The 20,127-nt window shown below is 31.1% G+C and carries 19 protein-coding genes, 1 pseudogene and 1 riboswitch; of the genes and pseudogenes, 17 read left to right on the top strand and 3 right to left on the bottom strand.

Annotated elements, in window-relative coordinates; all coding sequences use genetic code 11:
* Window positions 1-312 precede the first annotated feature (312 nt).
* The 13 genes and pseudogenes from AGR56_RS00340 (at window position 313) to AGR56_RS00285 (ending at window position 11,882) form a co-directional block, all read left to right on the top strand.
* Window positions 313-1,197 (top strand): glycerophosphodiester phosphodiesterase family protein, encoded by an 885-nt coding sequence (locus tag AGR56_RS00340; RefSeq protein WP_084756815.1) that lies wholly within the window; start codon window positions 313-315, stop codon window positions 1,195-1,197.
* Between the two features lie 225 nt (window positions 1,198-1,422).
* Complete coding sequence (gtfA, locus tag AGR56_RS00335) at window positions 1,423-2,892, top strand: sucrose phosphorylase (RefSeq protein ID WP_053240683.1); 1,470 nt, start codon at window positions 1,423-1,425, stop codon at window positions 2,890-2,892.
* Between the two features lie 257 nt (window positions 2,893-3,149).
* Complete coding sequence (locus tag AGR56_RS19915; protein WP_157055623.1) at window positions 3,150-3,320, top strand: hypothetical protein; 171 nt, start codon at window positions 3,150-3,152, stop codon at window positions 3,318-3,320.
* Between the two features lies 1 nt (window position 3,321).
* Complete coding sequence (locus AGR56_RS00330; protein ID WP_242851218.1) at window positions 3,322-4,869, top strand: methyl-accepting chemotaxis protein; 1,548 nt, start codon at window positions 3,322-3,324, stop codon at window positions 4,867-4,869.
* A 622-nt stretch (window positions 4,870-5,491) separates the two neighbouring features.
* Entirely contained in the window at window positions 5,492-6,271 is a 780-nt protein-coding gene (locus AGR56_RS00325; RefSeq protein ID WP_198149870.1) for an SDR family oxidoreductase, read from the top strand.
* A gap of 48 nt (window positions 6,272-6,319) precedes the next feature.
* Window positions 6,320-7,210, top strand: a complete 891-nt coding sequence (locus AGR56_RS00320) for a WYL domain-containing protein (RefSeq protein WP_053240681.1) — start codon at window positions 6,320-6,322, stop codon at window positions 7,208-7,210.
* A gap of 97 nt (window positions 7,211-7,307) precedes the next feature.
* Entirely contained in the window at window positions 7,308-7,892 is a 585-nt protein-coding gene (locus AGR56_RS00315; RefSeq protein ID WP_053240680.1) for a GNAT family N-acetyltransferase, read from the top strand.
* Between the two features lie 47 nt (window positions 7,893-7,939).
* Window positions 7,940-8,500, top strand: a complete 561-nt coding sequence (locus AGR56_RS00310; RefSeq protein ID WP_053240679.1) for a DUF6143 family protein — start codon at window positions 7,940-7,942, stop codon at window positions 8,498-8,500.
* 93 nt (window positions 8,501-8,593) lie between these two features.
* Window positions 8,594-8,854: a serine hydrolase gene (locus AGR56_RS00305; protein ID WP_084756814.1), complete on the top strand. Its 261-nt coding sequence runs from the start codon at window positions 8,594-8,596 to the stop codon at window positions 8,852-8,854.
* 162 nt (window positions 8,855-9,016) lie between these two features.
* Window positions 9,017-10,426, top strand: coding sequence for an AmmeMemoRadiSam system protein A (gene amrA, locus AGR56_RS00300; protein ID WP_053240677.1), 1,410 nt, complete (start codon window positions 9,017-9,019; stop codon window positions 10,424-10,426).
* Between the two features lie 4 nt (window positions 10,427-10,430).
* Window positions 10,431-10,619: pseudogene (locus tag AGR56_RS00295) on the top strand (radical SAM protein); the annotation flags it as partial.
* Window positions 10,620-10,690: 71 nt separating this feature from the next.
* The gene (locus tag AGR56_RS00290) at window positions 10,691-11,419 is read left to right on the top strand and encodes a DUF421 domain-containing protein (RefSeq protein ID WP_053240675.1); all 729 of its coding nucleotides are present in this window, start codon (window positions 10,691-10,693) and stop codon (window positions 11,417-11,419) included.
* 19 nt (window positions 11,420-11,438) lie between these two features.
* Complete coding sequence (locus tag AGR56_RS00285; RefSeq protein ID WP_053240674.1) at window positions 11,439-11,882, top strand: hypothetical protein; 444 nt, start codon at window positions 11,439-11,441, stop codon at window positions 11,880-11,882.
* Between the two features lie 162 nt (window positions 11,883-12,044).
* Here the strand turns inward: AGR56_RS00285 and AGR56_RS00280 are convergent, their stop codons facing one another.
* Genes AGR56_RS00280 through AGR56_RS00270 form a run of 3 tightly spaced genes read right to left on the bottom strand, consistent with a single transcriptional unit; the run spans window position 12,045 to window position 14,752 of the window.
* A complete protein-coding gene (locus AGR56_RS00280; RefSeq protein WP_053240673.1) occupies window positions 12,045-12,671 on the bottom strand; it encodes an HAD family hydrolase in 627 nt (208 codons plus the stop codon).
* Between the two features lie 19 nt (window positions 12,672-12,690).
* Window positions 12,691-13,710: an adenosine deaminase gene (add, locus tag AGR56_RS00275; protein ID WP_053240672.1), complete on the bottom strand. Its 1,020-nt coding sequence runs from the start codon at window positions 13,708-13,710 to the stop codon at window positions 12,691-12,693.
* A 52-nt stretch (window positions 13,711-13,762) separates the two neighbouring features.
* Entirely contained in the window at window positions 13,763-14,752 is a 990-nt protein-coding gene (locus AGR56_RS00270) for an asparaginase (protein WP_053240671.1), read from the bottom strand.
* A gap of 118 nt (window positions 14,753-14,870) precedes the next feature.
* A riboswitch (ZMP/ZTP riboswitch) is annotated at window positions 14,871-14,952 on the top strand.
* A 65-nt stretch (window positions 14,953-15,017) separates the two neighbouring features.
* Here AGR56_RS00270 and AGR56_RS00265 point away from each other — a divergent pair.
* The 4 genes from AGR56_RS00265 to AGR56_RS00250 all read left to right on the top strand — a co-directional run bounded on the left by AGR56_RS00265 (window position 15,018) and on the right by AGR56_RS00250 (window position 19,753).
* Window positions 15,018-16,193 carry a phosphoribosylaminoimidazolecarboxamide formyltransferase gene (locus AGR56_RS00265; protein ID WP_053240670.1) on the top strand — a complete coding sequence of 392 codons (1,176 nt, stop codon included), beginning with the start codon at window positions 15,018-15,020 and terminating at the stop codon, window positions 16,191-16,193.
* 172 nt (window positions 16,194-16,365) lie between these two features.
* Window positions 16,366-17,367, top strand: a complete 1,002-nt coding sequence (locus AGR56_RS00260; protein WP_198149868.1) for a CsxC family protein — start codon at window positions 16,366-16,368, stop codon at window positions 17,365-17,367.
* A gap of 145 nt (window positions 17,368-17,512) precedes the next feature.
* Complete coding sequence (locus tag AGR56_RS00255) at window positions 17,513-18,226, top strand: hypothetical protein (protein ID WP_053240669.1); 714 nt, start codon at window positions 17,513-17,515, stop codon at window positions 18,224-18,226.
* A 159-nt stretch (window positions 18,227-18,385) separates the two neighbouring features.
* Window positions 18,386-19,753, top strand: a complete 1,368-nt coding sequence (locus tag AGR56_RS00250; RefSeq protein WP_053240668.1) for an MATE family efflux transporter — start codon at window positions 18,386-18,388, stop codon at window positions 19,751-19,753.
* The last annotated feature ends 374 nt before the right edge of the window (window positions 19,754-20,127 follow it).

The raw sequence follows: 20,127 nt of genomic DNA, 5'->3' as shown, positions 1-20,127 counted from the left end.
GGAAAAACCTTTTATATAGCCAATGATAATCTTGTAATTTAAAAAAATTTAACTATATTCTATCATATTTGTACGCGTACTACAATCATATTTTCCTAAAAGCAGTATTTCATTGCAATATATTTTTATGAATTTTGAAATTTTTGCTTTGTAAATAGAAGAATGTATTAACAATGACTATAAAATTAAAACTTTCATTTTTCCCTTTTCGGTACTTATTTGTATAAGAAATGTAATGCAATTGTAATAATTAACATTATTTTTTTAGATATAATGTTAATAATATATTTGAGGGAAGGAGTGATAGTTAATATGATTAATGATAAAATTAAAAGATTTAAGATAATACATTTGATTATTGCTGCTTTCATGTGCATTACATTTTTTTATGTTATGAATAGATATGGGATTATTGAAGCAAAGAAAAACAGCAATTATGCAGGCAATACCTATAAGTATTTAGATAACAACGTTGATGTAAGAAGAGTAAAAGTTATCTCCCATAGAGCAAGGTATTTTGGTGAACCTGAAAATTCTATTCATGCCATTGAGGATTCAATAAAATATAAAGTAGATTATGCAGAAATAGATGTTCAGGAGACAAAGGATGGAATAGTTGTTTTAATGCATGATAAGAACTTAAAGAGGATGACTGGATTAAATGAATCGGTTGGAGTTGTAGACTTTAATCAAATTGAAAAGTTAAATATAGCTCCTCGTTATTCTTCTCAGCATAAGGAGGAAAGGATTCCAACCTTGGATGAGGCAGTAAAGAAATCAAAGGGGAAGTTAAAGCTAATTATAGAAATTAAGCCTTATGGAGATACTAATGATTTAACTAAGAAGGTTGTTAGTATAATAGAAAAGAATAATTTTGAAAATCAATGTATGATTCATTCAATGAACTATAAAATTTTATTAAATGTAAAGAGATTAAATCCTAGAATTAAAACTGGATATATAGCCTGTAGACCAAGAAAAGATTTAGCACTATTAAAGGTTGATTTCTATAGTGTACAGCAGAGAATTATAACAAGAAAATTGGTTATAGAAATCCATAAATCAAATAGAAGGATATATTCCTGGACAGTTGATAAACCTAAATATATGGACAGCATGCTTAAATTAAATGTAGATGGTATTATAACGGATAAACCTAGCATATTAATGAATATAAAAAAAGGGATACGTATATAACAGAAGTTTTAGATAAATGTTACTTTTTACATTTATCTAAAATTTTTTTTTGAACTTTTTTACAAAGATTATTACATATGAAACCGGTTGACACATATCTGTAAACGATGTAAAATAATAATTGAATAAAGTAAAGTATCAAGCCGTTAATATAAAGTATTTAGATTGAAATAAGGCTTAACCAATTAAAATAATATACAAATTACAAAGGGGAGGGTGCATTACATGTCAGTAAAAAATAAAGTGCAGCTTATTACTTATGCAGATTCTTTAGGTGGGAATCTAAAAAAACTTAATTATGTTTTATCAAAGTATTTTTCAGATATTTGCAGTGGGGGTGTTCACATTTTGCCTCCATTCCCATCATCTGGAGACAGGGGATTTGCTCCGTTAACTTACCTTGAAATAGAACCTAAATTTGGTACATGGGAGGATATAAGCGCAATAGGTGAAAAATTTGATGTGCTAGTTGATTTAATGGTTAACCATATATCTAGACAATCAGAGTATTTTCAAGACTTTTTAAAGAAAGGCAGGAAATCTCAGTATGTGGACCTATTTATTACTTTGGATAAGGTTTGGAAGGATGGAGAGCCTGTTAAAGAAGATATAGATAAAATGTTCCTTCGCAGAAAACAACCATATTCTACTTTTAAAATAGAGGAGACTGGCAAGGAAGAAAAGGTATGGACAACCTTTGGACATGGAGAACAGTCAGAACAGATAGATTTAGATGTAAAAGCTGAAAAAGTAAAGCAGTTACTTAAGGAGTTCTTTGTTAATTTTAGTAAACATAATATTAAGATAGTAAGGTTAGATGCCGTAGGATATGTTATAAAAAAACTTGGAACAAGCTGTTTCTTTGTAGAACCAGAAATATATAAATTCATGGATTGGATTATGGAGCTTGCAAAGTCTTTAGGAATTGAACTTTTACCTGAGGTTCATTCACAGTATGAGACTCAGTATAAACTTGCTGAGCATGGTTTCTGGATTTATGATTTTATTTTGCCATATACGGTTCTGGACACTTTAATAAACAAATCAAGCAGAGATCTTTGCAAGTATTTGAAGAACCGTCCTAAAAATCAGTTTACAACACTCGATTGTCATGATGGCATTCCAGTAAAACCTGATATGGATGATCTTATTGACAGCAAGAGGGCAAAGAAAGTGGTTGATATATGTATAGAAAGAGGGGCAAGTGTAAGTCGTATTTTAACAGATGAGTACAAGGATAAGGATGGTTTTGACGTTCATCAGATATTATGTTCATATTATTCTGCTTTAAATTGTGATGATGATGCTTACATAGCTGCAAGAGCTATTCAGCTTTTTGTACCTGGAGTACCTCAGATATATTATGTAGGATTACTTGCAGGAGCAAATGATTATGAGCAGGCAAAAGCAACTGGTGAAGGACGTGAAATTAATCGTCATAATTATACTATGGAAGAAATAGAAAAGTCCGTTGAAAGAGAAGTAGTTCAAAGATTATTAAAGCTTATTAGATTTAGAAATGAATATGATGCATTTAACGGAGATTTCAAAGTTATAGACTCACTTGATGATGAAATTAGACTTGCTTGGAATAAAGATAATAAAAATTGCAGTTTATTTATAGATTTGAAAACAAATAAAACTTTAATAAGTTATGTTGATGACAACGGTAATAATGTTCAATATTTAGCCTAATAAAAGAAAAGGTTACAGTTGAGAATGCGGTTTAGAATTAAGACGTCTTAATTTATACCGCATTTTTAGACGGCTTTATTATAAAATGTAATTAAAAGTAATATATCCCATGGATAAATTTAAAAATATTAATATATTTATAAATAAGTTTATGATATAATCTACATTAATATTAAATAGATATATGATGATTGTAGAAAATCATGTACTGTTTAAAACGCTTACTAAGGATGAATTATTGAGGGGGAGTCTATCTTATGAACTTTAGCAAGATGAAGTTATCTAACAAATTAATAACAGGTTTTTCTCTAATGATTGCTTTAATAATAAGTATATCTATTTTATCAATTATTAAGTTAAATCAAATTGATAGTAATGTTAAAGGACTAATCTTTAAAGAAAATAAGAAATTAAAATTTTTCTTATGAAATGAAAAACGACGTAGATCAAATGTCTATAGCCGTGAGGAATATATGTGCATCCAGCGATGTTACTTACATGAAAACGCAAAAGGAGGAATTTCAAAAGGCTGAAAAACTATACGATTCTGATAAGAAGGAACTTAAAAAGTTGCTTTATACGTCATCGGGTATAGCTATAAGTAAGGAAATTGATAAAAATGATGATGTAGCATTTGAAGCATTTGATGAAGCAATAAAGAATGGAATGAAAATTGATATATCTAATGAAGATCTTGATAAAATTATTTCAAATTTAAAAAAGCCGCAGAATGATCTTATGTTAAGTATAAATAAAATGATAAGAACTCAAGATGATCTTGTTAGAGTAAAAGGAGAGCTATCTAGAGATATTACAATTGGAGCATCAAATATAATTATAGTTGTACTTATAATAAGTATTTTGCTTGGTATTTTATTTACATATTTCATAAGAAAAAGTATTGTAAATCAGGTTAAGGAAGTTTATGAAGGAGCGAAGAAATTAGCTAATGGAAACTTTGATTTTAAGATGAAGGTGGTATCAAATGATGAAATAGGAAAGACTATTAATGCATTAAATGACGCTGTAGAAAAGCTTAATTATAGTATGAAATTGGTTAGAACCGAAAGTGAAGATACTATTAAAAGTATAGAGGCAGCAGATGAAATGTTACAAACAGTAAGTGGAGAGGTTGAGCAGGCATCGGCTTCTACAGAGGAAATATCAGCAGGAATGGAGCAATCTTCTGCATCTGTAGAGGAGGTTGCCTCAATGACAATGACAGTAAAAGAAGAAATAAACATTACAACTGAGAAGGCAAAGGAAGGCCTAAAGATAGCTTTAAATATAGAAGATAAAGCAGATAAAATAAATAATGACTCTTTAATCTCAAAAGAAAATGCAGAAAGAATATATAGCAAAACTAAAGTGGATCTAGAAAACTCACTAGAAGAAGTTAAAATTGTAAGTAAAATATCAAAAATGGCTGAAAGTATAAATGGGATTGCAGAGCAAACAAATCTGCTAGCATTGAATGCTGCTATAGAGGCGGCTAGAGCTGGAGAACAGGGAAAAGGTTTTGCAGTTGTTGCTGAAGAAGTTAGAAAACTTGCTGAAGAGTCATCGGATGCTGTTTCACAAATACAGGGTGAAATTGAAACAGTGCTAGGAGCGGTTGAAAAGTTATCTGATTCATCTAAATCCATATTGGCATTTGTAGAAAAGGATGTTCTTAAGGATTATGAAAGCTTAATTAGAATTAGCGATGAGTACAAAAAAGACGGCATTATGGTAAAAGGTATAATAGAGAAATTTGCAGAAGTTTCTGAGACTATATCAACTTCTGTTGATCAAATAGCAATTACTATGGAAGAAGTTGCAGTTTCAGTAACAGAAGTAGCAAAATCATCTACAGATATTGCTGCAAGTATTAATGAAGTTAGAGATCAAAGTGAAGCCATATCAAATGAATCTAGAGCAAACCTTAAAGGTGCTGAAAAATTAACAGATTTAATTAGAGAATTTAAATTGGACTAGTATAGTGAAAGTTGCGAATTAACGGTATTTAATATTTAAAAATATTGGTATTTCGCAATTTTTTAAAAGCATAGTTGACTAATCAACCATATTTTGATATCATATTTTTATGATGTATAAAGCAATCTGGTAATATGTCAAGATAATTTTTAAAAGGTTTTGATATGTTTTTCTTAAAAAAGGGTGCACAAAATAAACATCCGGATTCTTTTGCAAAGTACAAAGTACAGAGTACAGTGAAGGTGGATTTACCTTTCGTTTCTCTCAGGTAAATCTTAGAACTTAATAGTGTCAGCTACGCTGAGCACTATATTTTTAAGCGCTTTGCGTGCATTAAGTTTAAGATTTTTTGTAGCGACAGCGGAGAAAAATCATCCTTCACTGTACTCTGTCCTCTATACTTTGTACTCTGAGTTAAATTCCAGTTTGTAAGGATAAATTTGGTATTGGTAATTTAAATATTTCAGCTTGTTTATCTATAAAAGGGTTTTGTAATATGATCTTGTATGATTACATATTATGCAGCGCCAAATAAAAAGTGAAGCTTAAAATGAGTAAATACTTGACAAATTAGTTTCTAGAATATATTCTCAATTAAAAAGCTGAATGGAGAGAATTAATTGTGAATAATGCAGATACAGTTTTAATCACTGGTGCATCAAGTGGAATAGGATACGCGCTTGCAAAAGTATTTGCTCATCATAAATATAATCTTATACTGGTTTCGAGGAATGCTGAAAAACTCAATGAATTAGCTTCTATGTTAAAAATAAAATATGATATCAGAGTGGATGTGATAGCAGAAGATTTATCAAAAGCTGGTGCTGCAAGCAGGGTATTTGAGAAGGTTATGAATATGAAGCTAACGGTAGATGTGCTTGTAAATAATGCAGGAGCAGGTGTAGTTGGATTTTTTCATGAAACTGAGCTTACAAGAGATATAGAAATGATACAGTTAAATATTAGCACACTTACTGAAATGACGAAGCTGTTTTCAAAGGAAATGATAAAGAGGGGAAAAGGCAAAATTTTAAATGTAGGCTCTACGGGTTCCTTTGCTCCGGGACCATTTATTGCAGTGTACTATGCTACAAAGGCGTATGTATTGTCTTTTTCAAGAGCTATAAGTAAGGAATTAAAGCCATATGGGGTAACTGTTACTGCGCTGTGTCCTGGTGCAGTAAGGACAAACTTCTGTAAAACTGCTGGAAAGAGAGAAGTTCCTGGTGCTATGGAAGCAAAAGTAGTAGCAGGGGCTGCATATAGAGGACTTTTGAAAAATAAGAAGGTAATTGTGCCTGGAATACTTAATAAGATATTAGTTAGGCTGCCACAAGGGATAGTAAGCAGTGCTAACTTTAAAAACCAACAAAAGCTATCACTTGAAATTCATAGGAAATGAGGATATTAACAATGACAAATGAATTTTATAAGAAATTAGCGGTGGCATATGAAAATTGATAGATTACTTGGAATTACAATTTACTTATTAAATCATGACAAAGTAAGTGCAAAAACACTTTCGTATAGATTTGAAGTTTCACTTAGAACAATTCAGAGAGACATTGAAACCTTATGTGAGGCCGGAATACCAGTAGTTTCTTCTTTGGGTACAGATGGTGGATATGAAATTCTTAATGGCTTTAAAATGGACAAACAAATAGCTAATAATGATGATTATTCATATTTAGTTTCAGCGCTGAGGGGGTTAGCTTCTGCGTATGAAAGTAATAAGATAAATTCAACACTTCAAAAAGTCAAAGCAGCATTAGAAAGCAATAAAATAGATACAAATATTATTTTAGATTTTAGCACTTTAAGAGAAAATAAAAATACCAATGAAGAATTAAAAGTATTAGAAACTGCTATCGCAGAAAAAATAGTAGTAAGGTTTTTGTATACAAATGCAGACAATAAAACAACGGAAAAAGAAGTTGAACCAATTGCAGTTACATATAGGTGGTATGCATGGTATTTATTTGCCTACTCATTAGAAAAAGATGAGTATAGATTATATAAAATTGTTCGCATGAGAAATTTAATTTTAACAGATAAAAAAATACTAAGAGTGCATGAATCAGCAAGTATACTGTTAAAGAAAAATGATGAGAAGGATAATAGAAAATATATTGATATAAAGTTGTTTTGCAAAGCTGAAGTAAAAACAAAAGCAATTGAATATTTAAATGGGAATATTGAGTTAGAATATGAAAATGGTGACTTCATAATGAATTTACATTTGCCAGAAAATGAGGAGTTGTGGTTTGGAACGCTTTTTTCTTTTTGGCAAGCTTGTCAAAGTAATAAAGCCAGAAGCTTTAAAGGAAAAACTTTGTGCTAAAAGTAGAGAGATTTTAAATTTATACCATGATATATGACATACTGTTGTCGTAATTACTTTGTTATACTCTTATAAGAATGAAGATAGGAGTGTTAATATGGTTAAAGATATTTATGAAGAATGTCCAACATATAAAAATGAATTAATTACATTAAGAAAAACTGGAAAACAGGATTTAGAAGGTCTTTTTAAATGTTATTCAGATGAAAAAGCGGTACCATTATTTAATTCTGATAATTGTAATGGAGATAAATTTTATTACAATACAATTGCTAAAATGGAGAAGGCAATTGATTTTTGGGAGTATTCATATTCTAGCGGGCAATTTATAAGATGGACAATAATTTTAAATAGCACAAAAGAGATAATTGGAACTGTAGAAATGTTTCATAGTGAACATGCTCATGATGAATTTGGCTATTATGGTGTTTTAAGAATAGATATTCAAAGCAAATATGAAGATGAGCATATAATACAAAGTATATTAGCAGTAGCAAATGAATTTTTTTATGAAGCCTTTGATGTTAAGACTATACTTACCAAGGCTGTTCCAGAAGCTAAAAAGCGTATTTGTGCTCTTAAAAGTAAGGGGTACAGTTCTATTAATAAAAAATTTATTATATATGATGATTATTATTGTAAAAAATATGAAATTAGTATAAATAACATAAATTTGCTCTAATGAATATTATATATGGAAAGAAAAATGAATTTAGGAGACAAATATTTATGTTATATGAAAATAAGAATCATATTTCTAGTGGTAAAATTGTTAGGCCAAAACAGGTAGTTGACATTCCAATTTCTTTATTTAAATCTATGCAGGGAAGGTATTTTGTAGGACAAACAGAAACTTTAAAGGTAGGCAATGGAATGAATGCCTGGGCAGGCTTGGTAAATCCGCGTGACTCAAATGTTAATCTGTATGCAAATGTATTTACTATTTCAAATTTTTCAGATGAATACTTAACTGCACAAGTTTGGCTAAACATTACTTTCCCTGAAACAAGTAAGATATCAAGTAAGATTTCTTCAACTAATACTGCGTTAAGACCTCTGCCGCGGAATGAAGTGGATATTAGATATATAGAATCAACAACTGAAGTTCCTAAAGATGGAGTAAATGTATATGACAGAATAGTACATCCAAAAACAACTTTAGTAAGTGAAGAAGATGGAAAGTTTATAGAAGCTCCAGATGGAGATTATGTGATAATTATAAAATCCTCCAGTTCAAATTTTAACAAAGTAATAGTTGCATTTGGATTTTGGGAGAAATTTAGGCATTAAACATGAGAATCCTCAATTTATGGGGGTTCTTTTTATTGTTGTTTATTTATATAAAGGGTAATTCGTGTGTTATAATTATATGACAACGTTTACATTGCTTGGGTAATTGTAATAAAAGATGGAGAAAAAATTGCTGAATATGACTGGGAACCTAAGATGCGTATGAATCAATATTCTGCTAGTAAAAGCTTTACTTCAGCAGCAGTGGGTATGGCTATGGAGGAAGGCTTGTTAGAGCTTGATGATAAGGTTATTGATTACTTTCCAGAATCAGTTCCAGAAAAAGTCTCTTCTGAACTAGAAAGTTTAATGGACAATTTGGAATCATATTGCCAGAAAAAAATGCTGTTATAGCAATAAATGCTTACAATAGAGATCAAGGAGATATATTAGATTTGTTTTGGAAAAACCTTTATCCGATGATTTAGTACAAGAAATAGTTTATGTCTAAGGGTAAGCATTAATATTATAAAATAGGAAAAACTAAGTTACATAAAAAATATTAGAGGTGATTTTATGGGCTTACAGGGTTTCTATTTACTTCCTCACCCTCCTATAGTAATTCCTGAGGTTGGGAGAGGGGAAGAAAAAAAGATTAGTGCTACCAGTAAAAGCTTTGAGACGGTTGCAAAAGAAATTGCAAAAAAAGCACCAAGCACCATTATAATTGTAACTCCTCATGGCGTTATGTTTCAGGATGCTGTTGCTCTTAGCTATGAGGATAAAATTTATGGGGACTTAGAGAAATTTGGGGTTAACAATGTTTCTATGGAGCTGGAGATTGATAAGAAGCTTACTAACAAAATATATGAATTGGTATATAATGAAGGAATACCTAGTGTAATGGTTTCAAATTCTCTTTTAAGGAAGTACAATGCATCTGTTTTTTTGGATCATGGTGCTATGGTTCCCTTGTATTTTATAAATAAATATTATAAGGGGTATAAGCTTGTACATATTACTTATGCTCCTTTAAGTGATATTGAATTATATAAGTTTGGTATTGAAATTAATAAAGCTGTGGAAGAACTAAACGAAAATGCTGCTTTTATAGCAAGTGGAGACTTATCACATAAGCTAAAGGAAGATGGTCCTTATGAATACAGCCCTTTTGGTGAAAAATTTGATAAGGAATTTCTTGGACTTTTACAAAAAGGAGATGTTAAAGGTGTATTCAGCATAGATGAGGAGACAATATGCAATGCCGGTGAATGTGGAAGGCGTTCAACTGCCATCTTATTAGGTGCTCTGGAAGGAAAAAAGTTTAGCGGAGAGCTTTTAAGCTATGAAGGGACCTTTGGGGTAGGCTATGGCGTTATGAATTTTAAGGTTTCTTCCGAGGATTCTCCAAAGCTTAAGAAAATAGAAGCAATTCGAACTTCTAGCTATGAAAAGAGAAAAAATCAAAGTGATCCATGTGTAAGACTTGCAAGAGAAAGCCTTACCACATATTTAAGCACTGGCAGTAGTATTAATGCACTTCCAGAATATGTTACAGGTGAGATGAAAAATACAAAAAGAGGTGTATTTGTATCTTTGAAAAAGCATGGAGAACTTAGAGGCTGTATTGGAACTATATTTCCTACAACAAATAGTATCGCTGAAGAAATTGAGCGCAATGCTATAGAAGCTGGATTAAATGATCCTAGATTTTATGAAGTAGAAGAGGAAGAATTAATGGATATTGTTTTTTCTGTAGATGTTTTAACAGAACCTAAGCCGGCTTCAAAAGAAGAATTGGATCCAAAAGAGTATGGTGTTATTGTAAGAAGCAAGGATAAAACTGGACTTCTGCTTCCTGATTTAGAAGGAGTAAATACAGTAGAAGAACAGCTATCAATAGCTTTAGATAAGGCTGGCATAGATCATTATGAAGAATATTCAATAGAAAAGTTTAAAGTAATTAGGCATAAGGAAGAAGTGTGATGGCATGAAGAAAGAAGCTATGTTTTATGAAAAGCTTGTTACAATAAACTATGGGGAGATTACTTCCGCAGCCTTGGATCCTATAGAAAAGAAGCCTCTTTACTACTTTAAACCTCACACTCAAATTTTTTCTGTAGGAAGCTTTGGTTGTAATTTTACTTGTGGCTTTTGTCAAAATTATAGCATTTCTCAATTTGTTGCTTTAAAAATTAATGCTTATCTAAAAATAGCCAATATGAAAATATTTGTATAAGGAAGTACATGATGATAAGAGAGATTATAGGAGCAATTCTTAGAGGTATAGTTGCTTACACTATTTTGTTAATTTTAGCAAGGATCATTGGAAGAAAATTAATATCGAGAATAACGTTTTATGATTTTATGGTTGGAGTTACTATAGGTTCAATTGGAGCAAGAATATCTCTGGGTTCTCATGAATCACCGTTTTTGGCTTCAATTTCAGCAATTATAATTACTATTTTAGTTGTTATTACCGATTACTTAGATATTAAAAACATTAATTTTAGAAAATTAGTTGATGGTGAGCCTGTTATTCTTGTAAGCAATGGTAAACTATTAGATTATAATTTTAAAAAAGTAAGTATTACTATAAATAAGTTGATGGCATTATTAAGAGAAAAGGACATATTTAATTTAGATGATGTAGCACTTGCGGCTATAGAAAATGATGGAGAATTAACAGTGCTGCCAAAGCCAAATAAGCAGCCAGTAACAACTGGAGATTTGAACATTAAGACAAAATATAATGGTTTAATGGTTGATATGATTATTGACGGTAAAATAATGTATAGCAATTTAGAAAGTACTAATTATGATGAAAAATGGCTTAGACAACAGCTTAAAATTCATAAAATTAGTAATGTGGAAGATGTTTTTTATGCAGGTTTAAATGCTGCTGGAACTTTATGTATATCAAAAAAGCAAATGATGCATAAAAAGCTGCTAGAACAAAAGATAATGAATAAACTATAAATTTTTGTAGGAGGAAAATATGAAAATTGAAGCTTTCTTTAGAGGAATAAAAAATGCAAATGAAGTTGTCGATAAATTGAAGCAAGAAGGTATTAGTGCATATACAGATATAAATGATCACTATCAGTTAGATAGAAATAAGGAAGGTAGCAATGGTAAGCTTTTATCTAGCCCAACTAATTCTGATTTAGTGCTTAATACAGGAGCGCCGAGAGGTGAGAGGGATAGATCTCCTATGCTTGCAGCTAGTCCTATGGTAAGCGGTATGGGAGGATTTGAAGAAATAGCAGACATAAATTGCAAGGTTATAGTGGATGCCGATCCTAAAAATAAAGAAAAAGCTGAGAAAATAATAAAATCCCTTGGAGGTTCAATGAGAAGCCCAAACTTTAATGTTCCAAAGCATATAAAAGATATAGATCTTTCTAAGGGAGATCCAGATTTTATAAGAACACTGGAATAGGTGTCTTTTAGTAATGGACAGTACCAGGAGGTAAGTACAAAGAGACAAGTGAAGCTTTTATAGAAGAGACATGCAGCAAAGGTTTTATAACAATCATAAATTGACAAAGGACAGTTGAAGGGAAGTGTTATTCTTTGTCAATTTTTAATCAAATAAATTATTTTAAAAGTTTAACTTTAAAATTTCTTTAAAGCTGTCAATTACGTAATCATATTCTTCAACTTGTCCAAAACCGTATCTTGCATATACAAATGGAATTCCTGCAACTTTTGCAGATTCGGCATCACCTATGGTATCGCCGACATAAACTGGATTTTTTAAGTTGTTTCTTTTTATAATAAGCTTGTTATTTTCTCCTTTTGATAATCCAGTAACTCCAGAACATTCAAAATCAGTAAAGTATTTATCTAGTTTATGTGCTTTAAAGAAACATTGTATGTAGCCATCATGACAGTTGCTTACTAAAAACAATTTGTAATGCTTAGAGAGTTCCTTTAGAGTTTTCTCTAAATTTGGATACAGTTTCCCGCCATGCTCACCAAGATAAACTTGTTCTGTTTCACAGTATTCATTCATAATCTGCATTTGTATATCTTGTGATAAATCTGGAAACAATTTTTTACCTATGTCAGCTATTTGGAGACCCATGCATCTTTCAAGATCTTTTTGGGTTATTAACTTTTTTACATTAGGATAGCTTGCTAAAACTTCTTTCAAGGATATGAAAGCTCCTTCCATTGAATCCCAAAGTGTTCCATCTAAATCAAAAATCATACTATCAACTTCCATTAATTAACACCTCTTTAAATTATAAACTTTTATTAAATTCCTTTATTAATTTATTTTTAAGATTTTCGCTGCAAAAGGATGATGAAATACCGTTTTTTATAATTTGAAATATTTGATTTTCTGTAAATCCTAATATATTTACAAGATTCATGTATTCATCTACTAAATTTATATTTGAAACAGTTCTGTTATCAGTATTTAGAGTGACTCTTAATCCATTTTCAAGATAGGTTTTAATTGGATGATCCCTATAGGATTTTACTGCTTTTGTGTCTAAATTGCTTTTAGGACACATTTCTAGAGGGATTTGATTTTGTACAAGATAATCTAGAGTTTTTTGATTCTTATATGCAAAAAAAATGCCGTGACCTATTCTAGATGCATGAAGTATATTTATTGATTTCATTATATTTTCACAAATGCCGGTTTCTCCTGCATGAATAGTTATATTAAGGCCAGTTTCATATGCAATGTCAAAAGCCTCTCTATGAATTTCTGGTGGAAAGTCACTTTCATTTCCTGCTAAGTCTACAGCAGCTACTCCACTTTTTATATATTTTTTTGCTAGATTAATTACATCGATAGCCTTTGAGGAGGATTCATGTCTCATAGCACATAAAATAAGACCAGAATAAATGTTGAATTTGTTTTCGGCATCTTTCATGGCAGATAGCACAGCTTCAACAACTTCTTCTGGTTTTAAACCTTTGACTGTGTGAAAGTAAGGAGCAAATCTCAATTCAATATAGCTTATTCCATCTTTTTTTGCATCTTCTAGAAGTTCAAAAGTTACCCTGTAAAGTTCTTCTTTTTTTTGCATGACCTTAATTGGAAAATCAAATTTGCTTAGATATTCTTTTAAGGAGCTGCAATCCCCATTTATTTTAAAATAATCTTCCACCTTATCTAGATTTGAAATAGGAAGTGGAAGATTATTCTTTCTTAAAAGGTCAATTATGGTGCTAGGCCTTAAGCTTCCATCAATATGGCAGTGAAGTTCTGTTTTAGGAATGTTTTTAATTTTCTCTCTTAAATTCAAAATAATTACCTCCTAAAATTAAAGCTATATTTAAAACAATGTGGATAAGGATTTATGCTTTATAATGACCTTCCTCAAAGATATTTTTAATGTAGTTTAAGTCATTAGTTTTTCCAAGAGCAACCATAAGCTTCACTCTGGCTTTTTGACCGGATAAAGTGTCTCCAAATATAACTCCCATGTTTTTAAGTTCTTTTCCGCCGCCGTGATATCCATATGTGTCTAAAGCTCTTCCTTCAAAGCATCTTGATACTAAAACAACAGGAATACCGCTTGAAATTGCTCTTTGAACGCCATCTACCATAAGTGGTGGAATATTTCCTCTTCCCATAGCTTCAATAACAATTCCTTTGGCTCCTCGGTTTATACTAAAATCTATAAAGTTTGAGTCCATACCTGAGGCGCATTTTATGAGGTCAACATTAGATTCTATTTTGTTAGTGTCAATATACTGTTTCTCTACACGGTTTCTATAGAAAAGTATTTCATTGTTATCAACAATACCTATAGGACCAAAACCAGGAGTTCTAAAGGCGTTTAAGCTCATTGAATTTGCTTTTACAACTTCATTTGCACAGTTCAGTTCGCTGTTTAGGCAGACAAGAACACCAAAATTTTTTGCTTCCTCAGAAACCGCTGTACATATAGAAGCAGATAGATTAGAAGGGCCATCGTAACCAAGTTCCGAACTTGATTTCATTGATCCTGTTATAACTACAGGTTTTTCAGAGTTTATAGTTAGGTCAAGAAGATACGCAGTTTCCTCTAATGAATCTGTTCCGTGAGTTACAACTACTCCTGAAATATCATTCCTTTTTAATAAATCTTTTACGTATAAAGATAAAGACATCATATCTTCTGGGGACATGTGAGGGCTTGGTACGTTTGAAAAATTATAAGATTCAATATCAGCATACTCTTCTATTCCAGTAACCATTGACATTATATCTTCACCGGACAAACCCGGTACTGCTGCATGTATTTTAGGATCTATTTTCATAGAAATTGTGCCACCATTAAAAACAACTGCTGCTTTTTTCATTACAAATCCTCCCTTAATATCAGAAAATATAAAGTATTACTATTATATTATTTTATAAGAATAAAAACAATGTTTGACTAAATAATTCGTATATTATATAATTTTTATAATTGAACATATAAAATCATGCAACTGGCGGAGAATGGAATTTACCATAGGGAGCATGATTTTTGAATATATCGACCGCCTGGGTAAACATTAATATTTTTTTATGTTTACCCAGTTTTTTTGCGTTTAAATTATTTATTTTTAGGAGGAATTAATAATGAAAAACTCTGAAATTATTCTTAAATATGGATGCAATCCACATCAAAAACCAGCAAAAATTTATGCTAATAGTGGAAACTTACCTTTTGAAGTTTTAAATGGTAAACCAGGATATATTAATTTTATGGATGCCTTAAATTCCTGGCAACTTGTAAAGGAATTAAAAAGAGCAACGGGAATTGCAGCAGCGGCTTCTTTTAAACATGTAAGTCCAGCAGGTGCGGCAGTAGGAGTTCCATTAAGTGATGTACTTAAAAAGGCTTATGATGTTGAGGACATTGATCTATCACCAGTAGCAGCAGCTTATGCAAGAGCTAGAGGAGCAGATAGAATGTCTTCCTATGGAGATTTTGTAGCAATAAGTGATGTAGTAGATGTTAAAGCTGCAAAAATTTTAAAGAGATCTGTTTCCGATGGAATAATTGCACCAGGATATGAAGAAGAAGCACTTGAAATATTAAAGAGCAAGAAGAGAGGAAATTACTGTATCATTAAAATAGACAGTGATTATGAACCAGGTGAAATAGAAAAAAGAGAAATATACGGAATAACCTTTGAGCAAAAGAGAAACAAAGCTGAAATAAATGAAGAATTACTTAATGATATAGTTACTAACAATAAGAATTTACCTGAAGCTGCAAAACGTGATCTTTTAATTTCTATGATTACTTTAAAGTACACTCAGTCAAATTCGGTTTGTTTTGTTATTGATGGTCAGGTGATTGGAGTTGGTGCAGGACAGCAATCAAGAGTTCACTGCACAAGATTGGCAGCGTCGAAAGCAGATATTTGGTACTTAAGACAGCACCCAGCAGTTTTAAATTTGTCATTTAAAGCTGGAGTTTCAAGACCGGAAAAAGATAATTTTATTGATCAGTATTTAAGAGATGATGTTACAGAAGCTGAAACAGCAAATTGGGGAGATGTACTCGAAAAAGTTCCAGAAAAGTTGTCAAAGGAAGAGAAGTTAAATTGGCTTTCAAATCTTAAAGGAGTATCATTAGGTTCTGATGCATTTTTCCCTTTTAGAGATAATATTGATAGAGCTGCAAAAAGTGGAGTAAAGTATATTGTGCAGCCAGGTGGGTCTATAAGAGATGATGTTGTAATAGATGCATGTAATGAATATGATATGGTTATGGCATTTTCAAAATTAAGGTTATTTCATCATTAAAATATAATTTTATTTAATTTTTAGATTTTTATATTGAGATAATTTTATATGTATAAAAAATTGAGTATTAAAAAAAATTCACTAAAAAGTGTTTCATTTTTTTTTCTAAAGAATATTATATAGCAGAATATAAATTATATATTCTATTTTCAAATGAAGGAGAAGATAAAGAATGGAATACACTGGTGGAGCAAATGTTGAGACAAACGCATGCAATTCAAGTGTTGTAAAATCAAAGACACTGGAACTTGCAGAGAATTGGCCTATACGTCCAGGAATGTTTAAAGTTCCTGTAGTTCTTGCAGAATTTGTTATTCAAATTGATGTTGAGTCTAAAATAAAATTGGATGAACCTGCTTATGAGATTAAAAGAATAGAAAAAGAAGTATTTTTAACTCAGGCCAGATATATTGGTGGAACAGACAAAGTATTTATTAGTGGATATATTAGAAAGAATATAGAATATGCATCTAAAGAAGGCACCTCTTGTTCTGGAATATGTGGGCTAATAAAGGATGCTACTGTTCATGTTCCATTTCAAGTTGCTACTAGAGTATGCTTTAATGGAAGATTTCCAAGAGTATTTCCAAATAAGCAGCCTGATGTAGCGAGATATTATGATCAGAAGAGAATTGGTAAAAATATAAGAGAAGCTGACAGGGCAAGCTATGAAAGATTTAATGAACCAGTATTTCCAGAGCTTGAATGGTCTGAGGTATATGATGCTGATATAGATGAAAAAGGAAGACCTATAGGCTGCTTCCCAAATGAAGAGGAATTTGATGAATTCATTGATAAATCTGTAGTATACCTTGGAGTAAAATTACTTCAAAAACAGCAGATATATAGTGGTTATGGATACGACGGAAAAGGATATGACGGAAAAGGATATGACGGAAAAGGATACGACGGAAAAGGATACGACGGAAAGGGATATGACGGAAAAGGATACGACGGAAAGGGATATGACGGAAAGGGATATGACGGAAAAGGATACGACGGAAAGGGATATGACGGAAAGGGATATGGCGGAAAAGGATATGATGGAAAAGGATATGACGGAAAAGGATACGACGGAAAAGGATATGACGAAAAGGGATATTTTAATGATGGTGGCTTTTATCCAAGTCAGAGTTGGAATGGAACTATTTGGGATATAAAGAGAAAAAAATAAAGTGGATTTTTAAAAATCAATAGAGCTTTTTGCTCTATTGATTTTATTAAAAGGTCTTCAAGAAGTACATTCAGATTTCAGAGGGTTTTTAATGCCCTCTGAAATCTTATATAGTGAGATTTAATCAATATTTTGAGGGTATTATATGAAAAGGCATAGAAAGGGGCATAAGAATAAACATATAAAATTAAAGGATGAAGAGAAAAAAAACACTAAAATAGAAGTAGATGTGGAAAATAATACTCAATTAATAGAGTTTCAAACTGAAGTCGATAGGAAGAAATTAGGAGTTACAGCTGTCAGACTTCCAGTAGTTATAGCTGAAACTACGGTTGACATAAATTTGAAAAATACAGTTAATTTTACAAAAGACGTGATAAATATAATAGATATTAGAAGAAAGGCAATTATAAAAAGATGTAAACTAATCCCGCAAATTAATAGATTTTTCTTAGATGGAGTTGTAATTAAAAGTATAGAATACAGCGAAGAAACTAGACATAGAGGCTGTGAACTAAATGGTAGAGCCAAAAATTTAACGATAAAGCTTCCTTTTAGATGTGCAGAAAGTATTGAGTATATTAATGCTCCGGTAACCTATGAGTTTTCTTATAAGAACAATGAAATCATTAGAATGTCAGAAAATGAAAAGAGTTTTATAGATAAGCAGCAGGAAGCTGATGAAATTTATTGTGAATTAGTAAGTGCAGAATTTAAGGAACTTAATGTAAAGGATAAGATTAGATTAATTGATGAAGCAAAAAAGATAAGTACTTTTAAGCAAATCAAACAAAGTATGAGTATGGATATAACTATAAGATTACTTCAAAAACAAACAATTATTATAAAAAACGGGTAGAATATATTGATATGTTAATAAAAAGCCTGAATATAAATAAATGTGTCAAAAAACGCAGCTATTTGTTAAAAAATTAGATGACAAGAGTTCTATGTTGAGTTATTATATAATTATGTGATAAAACATGCGATAAAAATATATTAAGAAATGGATAAAGGGATGAAAAAATTAACATTTAAATTAGACAAGAAATCGGATAAAGAAATAATCAAATTAGCATGGCCATCTATATTAGAACAGATGCTTGAAATGATGGTTGGTATGGTATCTACAATATTTATGGGTAGAATTGGAACGGAAGCTGTAGCAGCGGTCGGTATGGATAATATGCTAGTTGGCTTTTTGCAAACTGTTTTTTCAGGGCTTGCAATAGGAACTACTGTTATAATTGCAAGGCTTATTGGAGAGAACAATAAAGCTGAGGCTAAAAGAGCACTTATTCAATCTATGTATATGGCTGTATTTGTTGGAGTGATTTTGACGATTGTAGGAAGAACCTTTTCAGTGCAAATTCTTAAAGTTTTCTTTAGTGGCTCGGATATAAAAGTTTTTAATGTAGGATTAAGTTATTTTCATATAATTGTATTTAATCTTCCTTTTTTTGTTCTTGATATAATTGTTTCAGGGGCTATGAGGGGGGCAGGAGATACAAAGACTCCTATGGTTATAACAGGAATAGTTAATGTAATTAATATATTTTTAAATTATACATTAACGTTTGGAATTGCTTTTATGGGAATACATGGATTTGGTGTAGAAGGCTCTGCTGCGGCAGTAACTATATCTAGAATAATAGCAGTAACTATTAGAGTACTTGCTTTGTATAATTACAAGGGGTTAAAACTTAAACTTACTCTTAAAGAAAATTATAGATTGAAGCTTAGCCTTATGAAAAGAATAGCTAACATAGGGATACCTGGCTTTATTGAGCAAGCTGTACTTCAAGGTGGATTTTTGGCTCTTGAAATTATTGTTGTAAGCATGGGAACGACAGCAATGGCAGCTTTTCAGGTTGGGATGAATATAAATTCACTTGCTTTCTTTCCTATATTTGGATTTGCTATAGCTAACATGACACTTGTTGGACAAAGCCTTGGCGAAAGGGACTATAAAAAGGCAGAACACTATGCTTATGAAAGTCTTAAAATAGCTGTTATAATTGGATTTATTATAGGAGTTTTTATGCTTATATTTTCAAGACAGCTTGCTATGCTTTATTCAAAAGACAATCTTGTAATAAATGAGTCACTTATACTCATAAGAACCTTTGCTGTACTTGAACCTTTGATGGCAATATTGAATTTGTGTTCGGCAACGCTTAAATCAGCAGGTGATATAATGTATGTTATGATAACATCTTTTGTTGGGCTGTGGGTTTGCAGAATTCTTGCATCATTTGTACTTAATAAGTGGCTTGGCATAGGTTTGGCAGCAGTAGCAGTTGGAATATTCTTTGATTTTAGTTCGCGGTCTATTATGTACCTAAAACGAATGAACAAAGGAAAGTGGAAGTACTTGAAGGTATAGTATTTTGAAATGTTAAATAAAATTAATAAATCTAAGAGGGTAATTATTAAAAGCCTAAGAAGTTTCAATAACTCGCTGGATGCTCAGACAGATTGAAACATCTAAGTCTTTTAATAATTACCCTCTAATATTTATAAAATTTTATTTAAATCATTTCTTCAATACTATACCTTCAAGTATGTGGTTTAAAGGAACATTTTTCTCCGTGCCTACGGAAAATGATGCTACGATGCAATTTTGAGTGATAAATTAATTATAAGATAGTGTGAAGTTAATAAAATTGCTTTTTAAATGAGTTAATTACGAATATTATGAGTTTCTATGGTTAAAAATATATACAACTAAGGATAAAATATTTGAAATTCTGTATAAGA

Source organism: Clostridium sp. DMHC 10, from assembly GCF_001270375.1.
Taxonomy (GTDB): Bacteria; Bacillota; Clostridia; order Clostridiales; family Clostridiaceae; genus Clostridium_S; species Clostridium_S guangxiense.
This window is presented reverse-complemented; position numbering and strand designations above follow the sequence as displayed.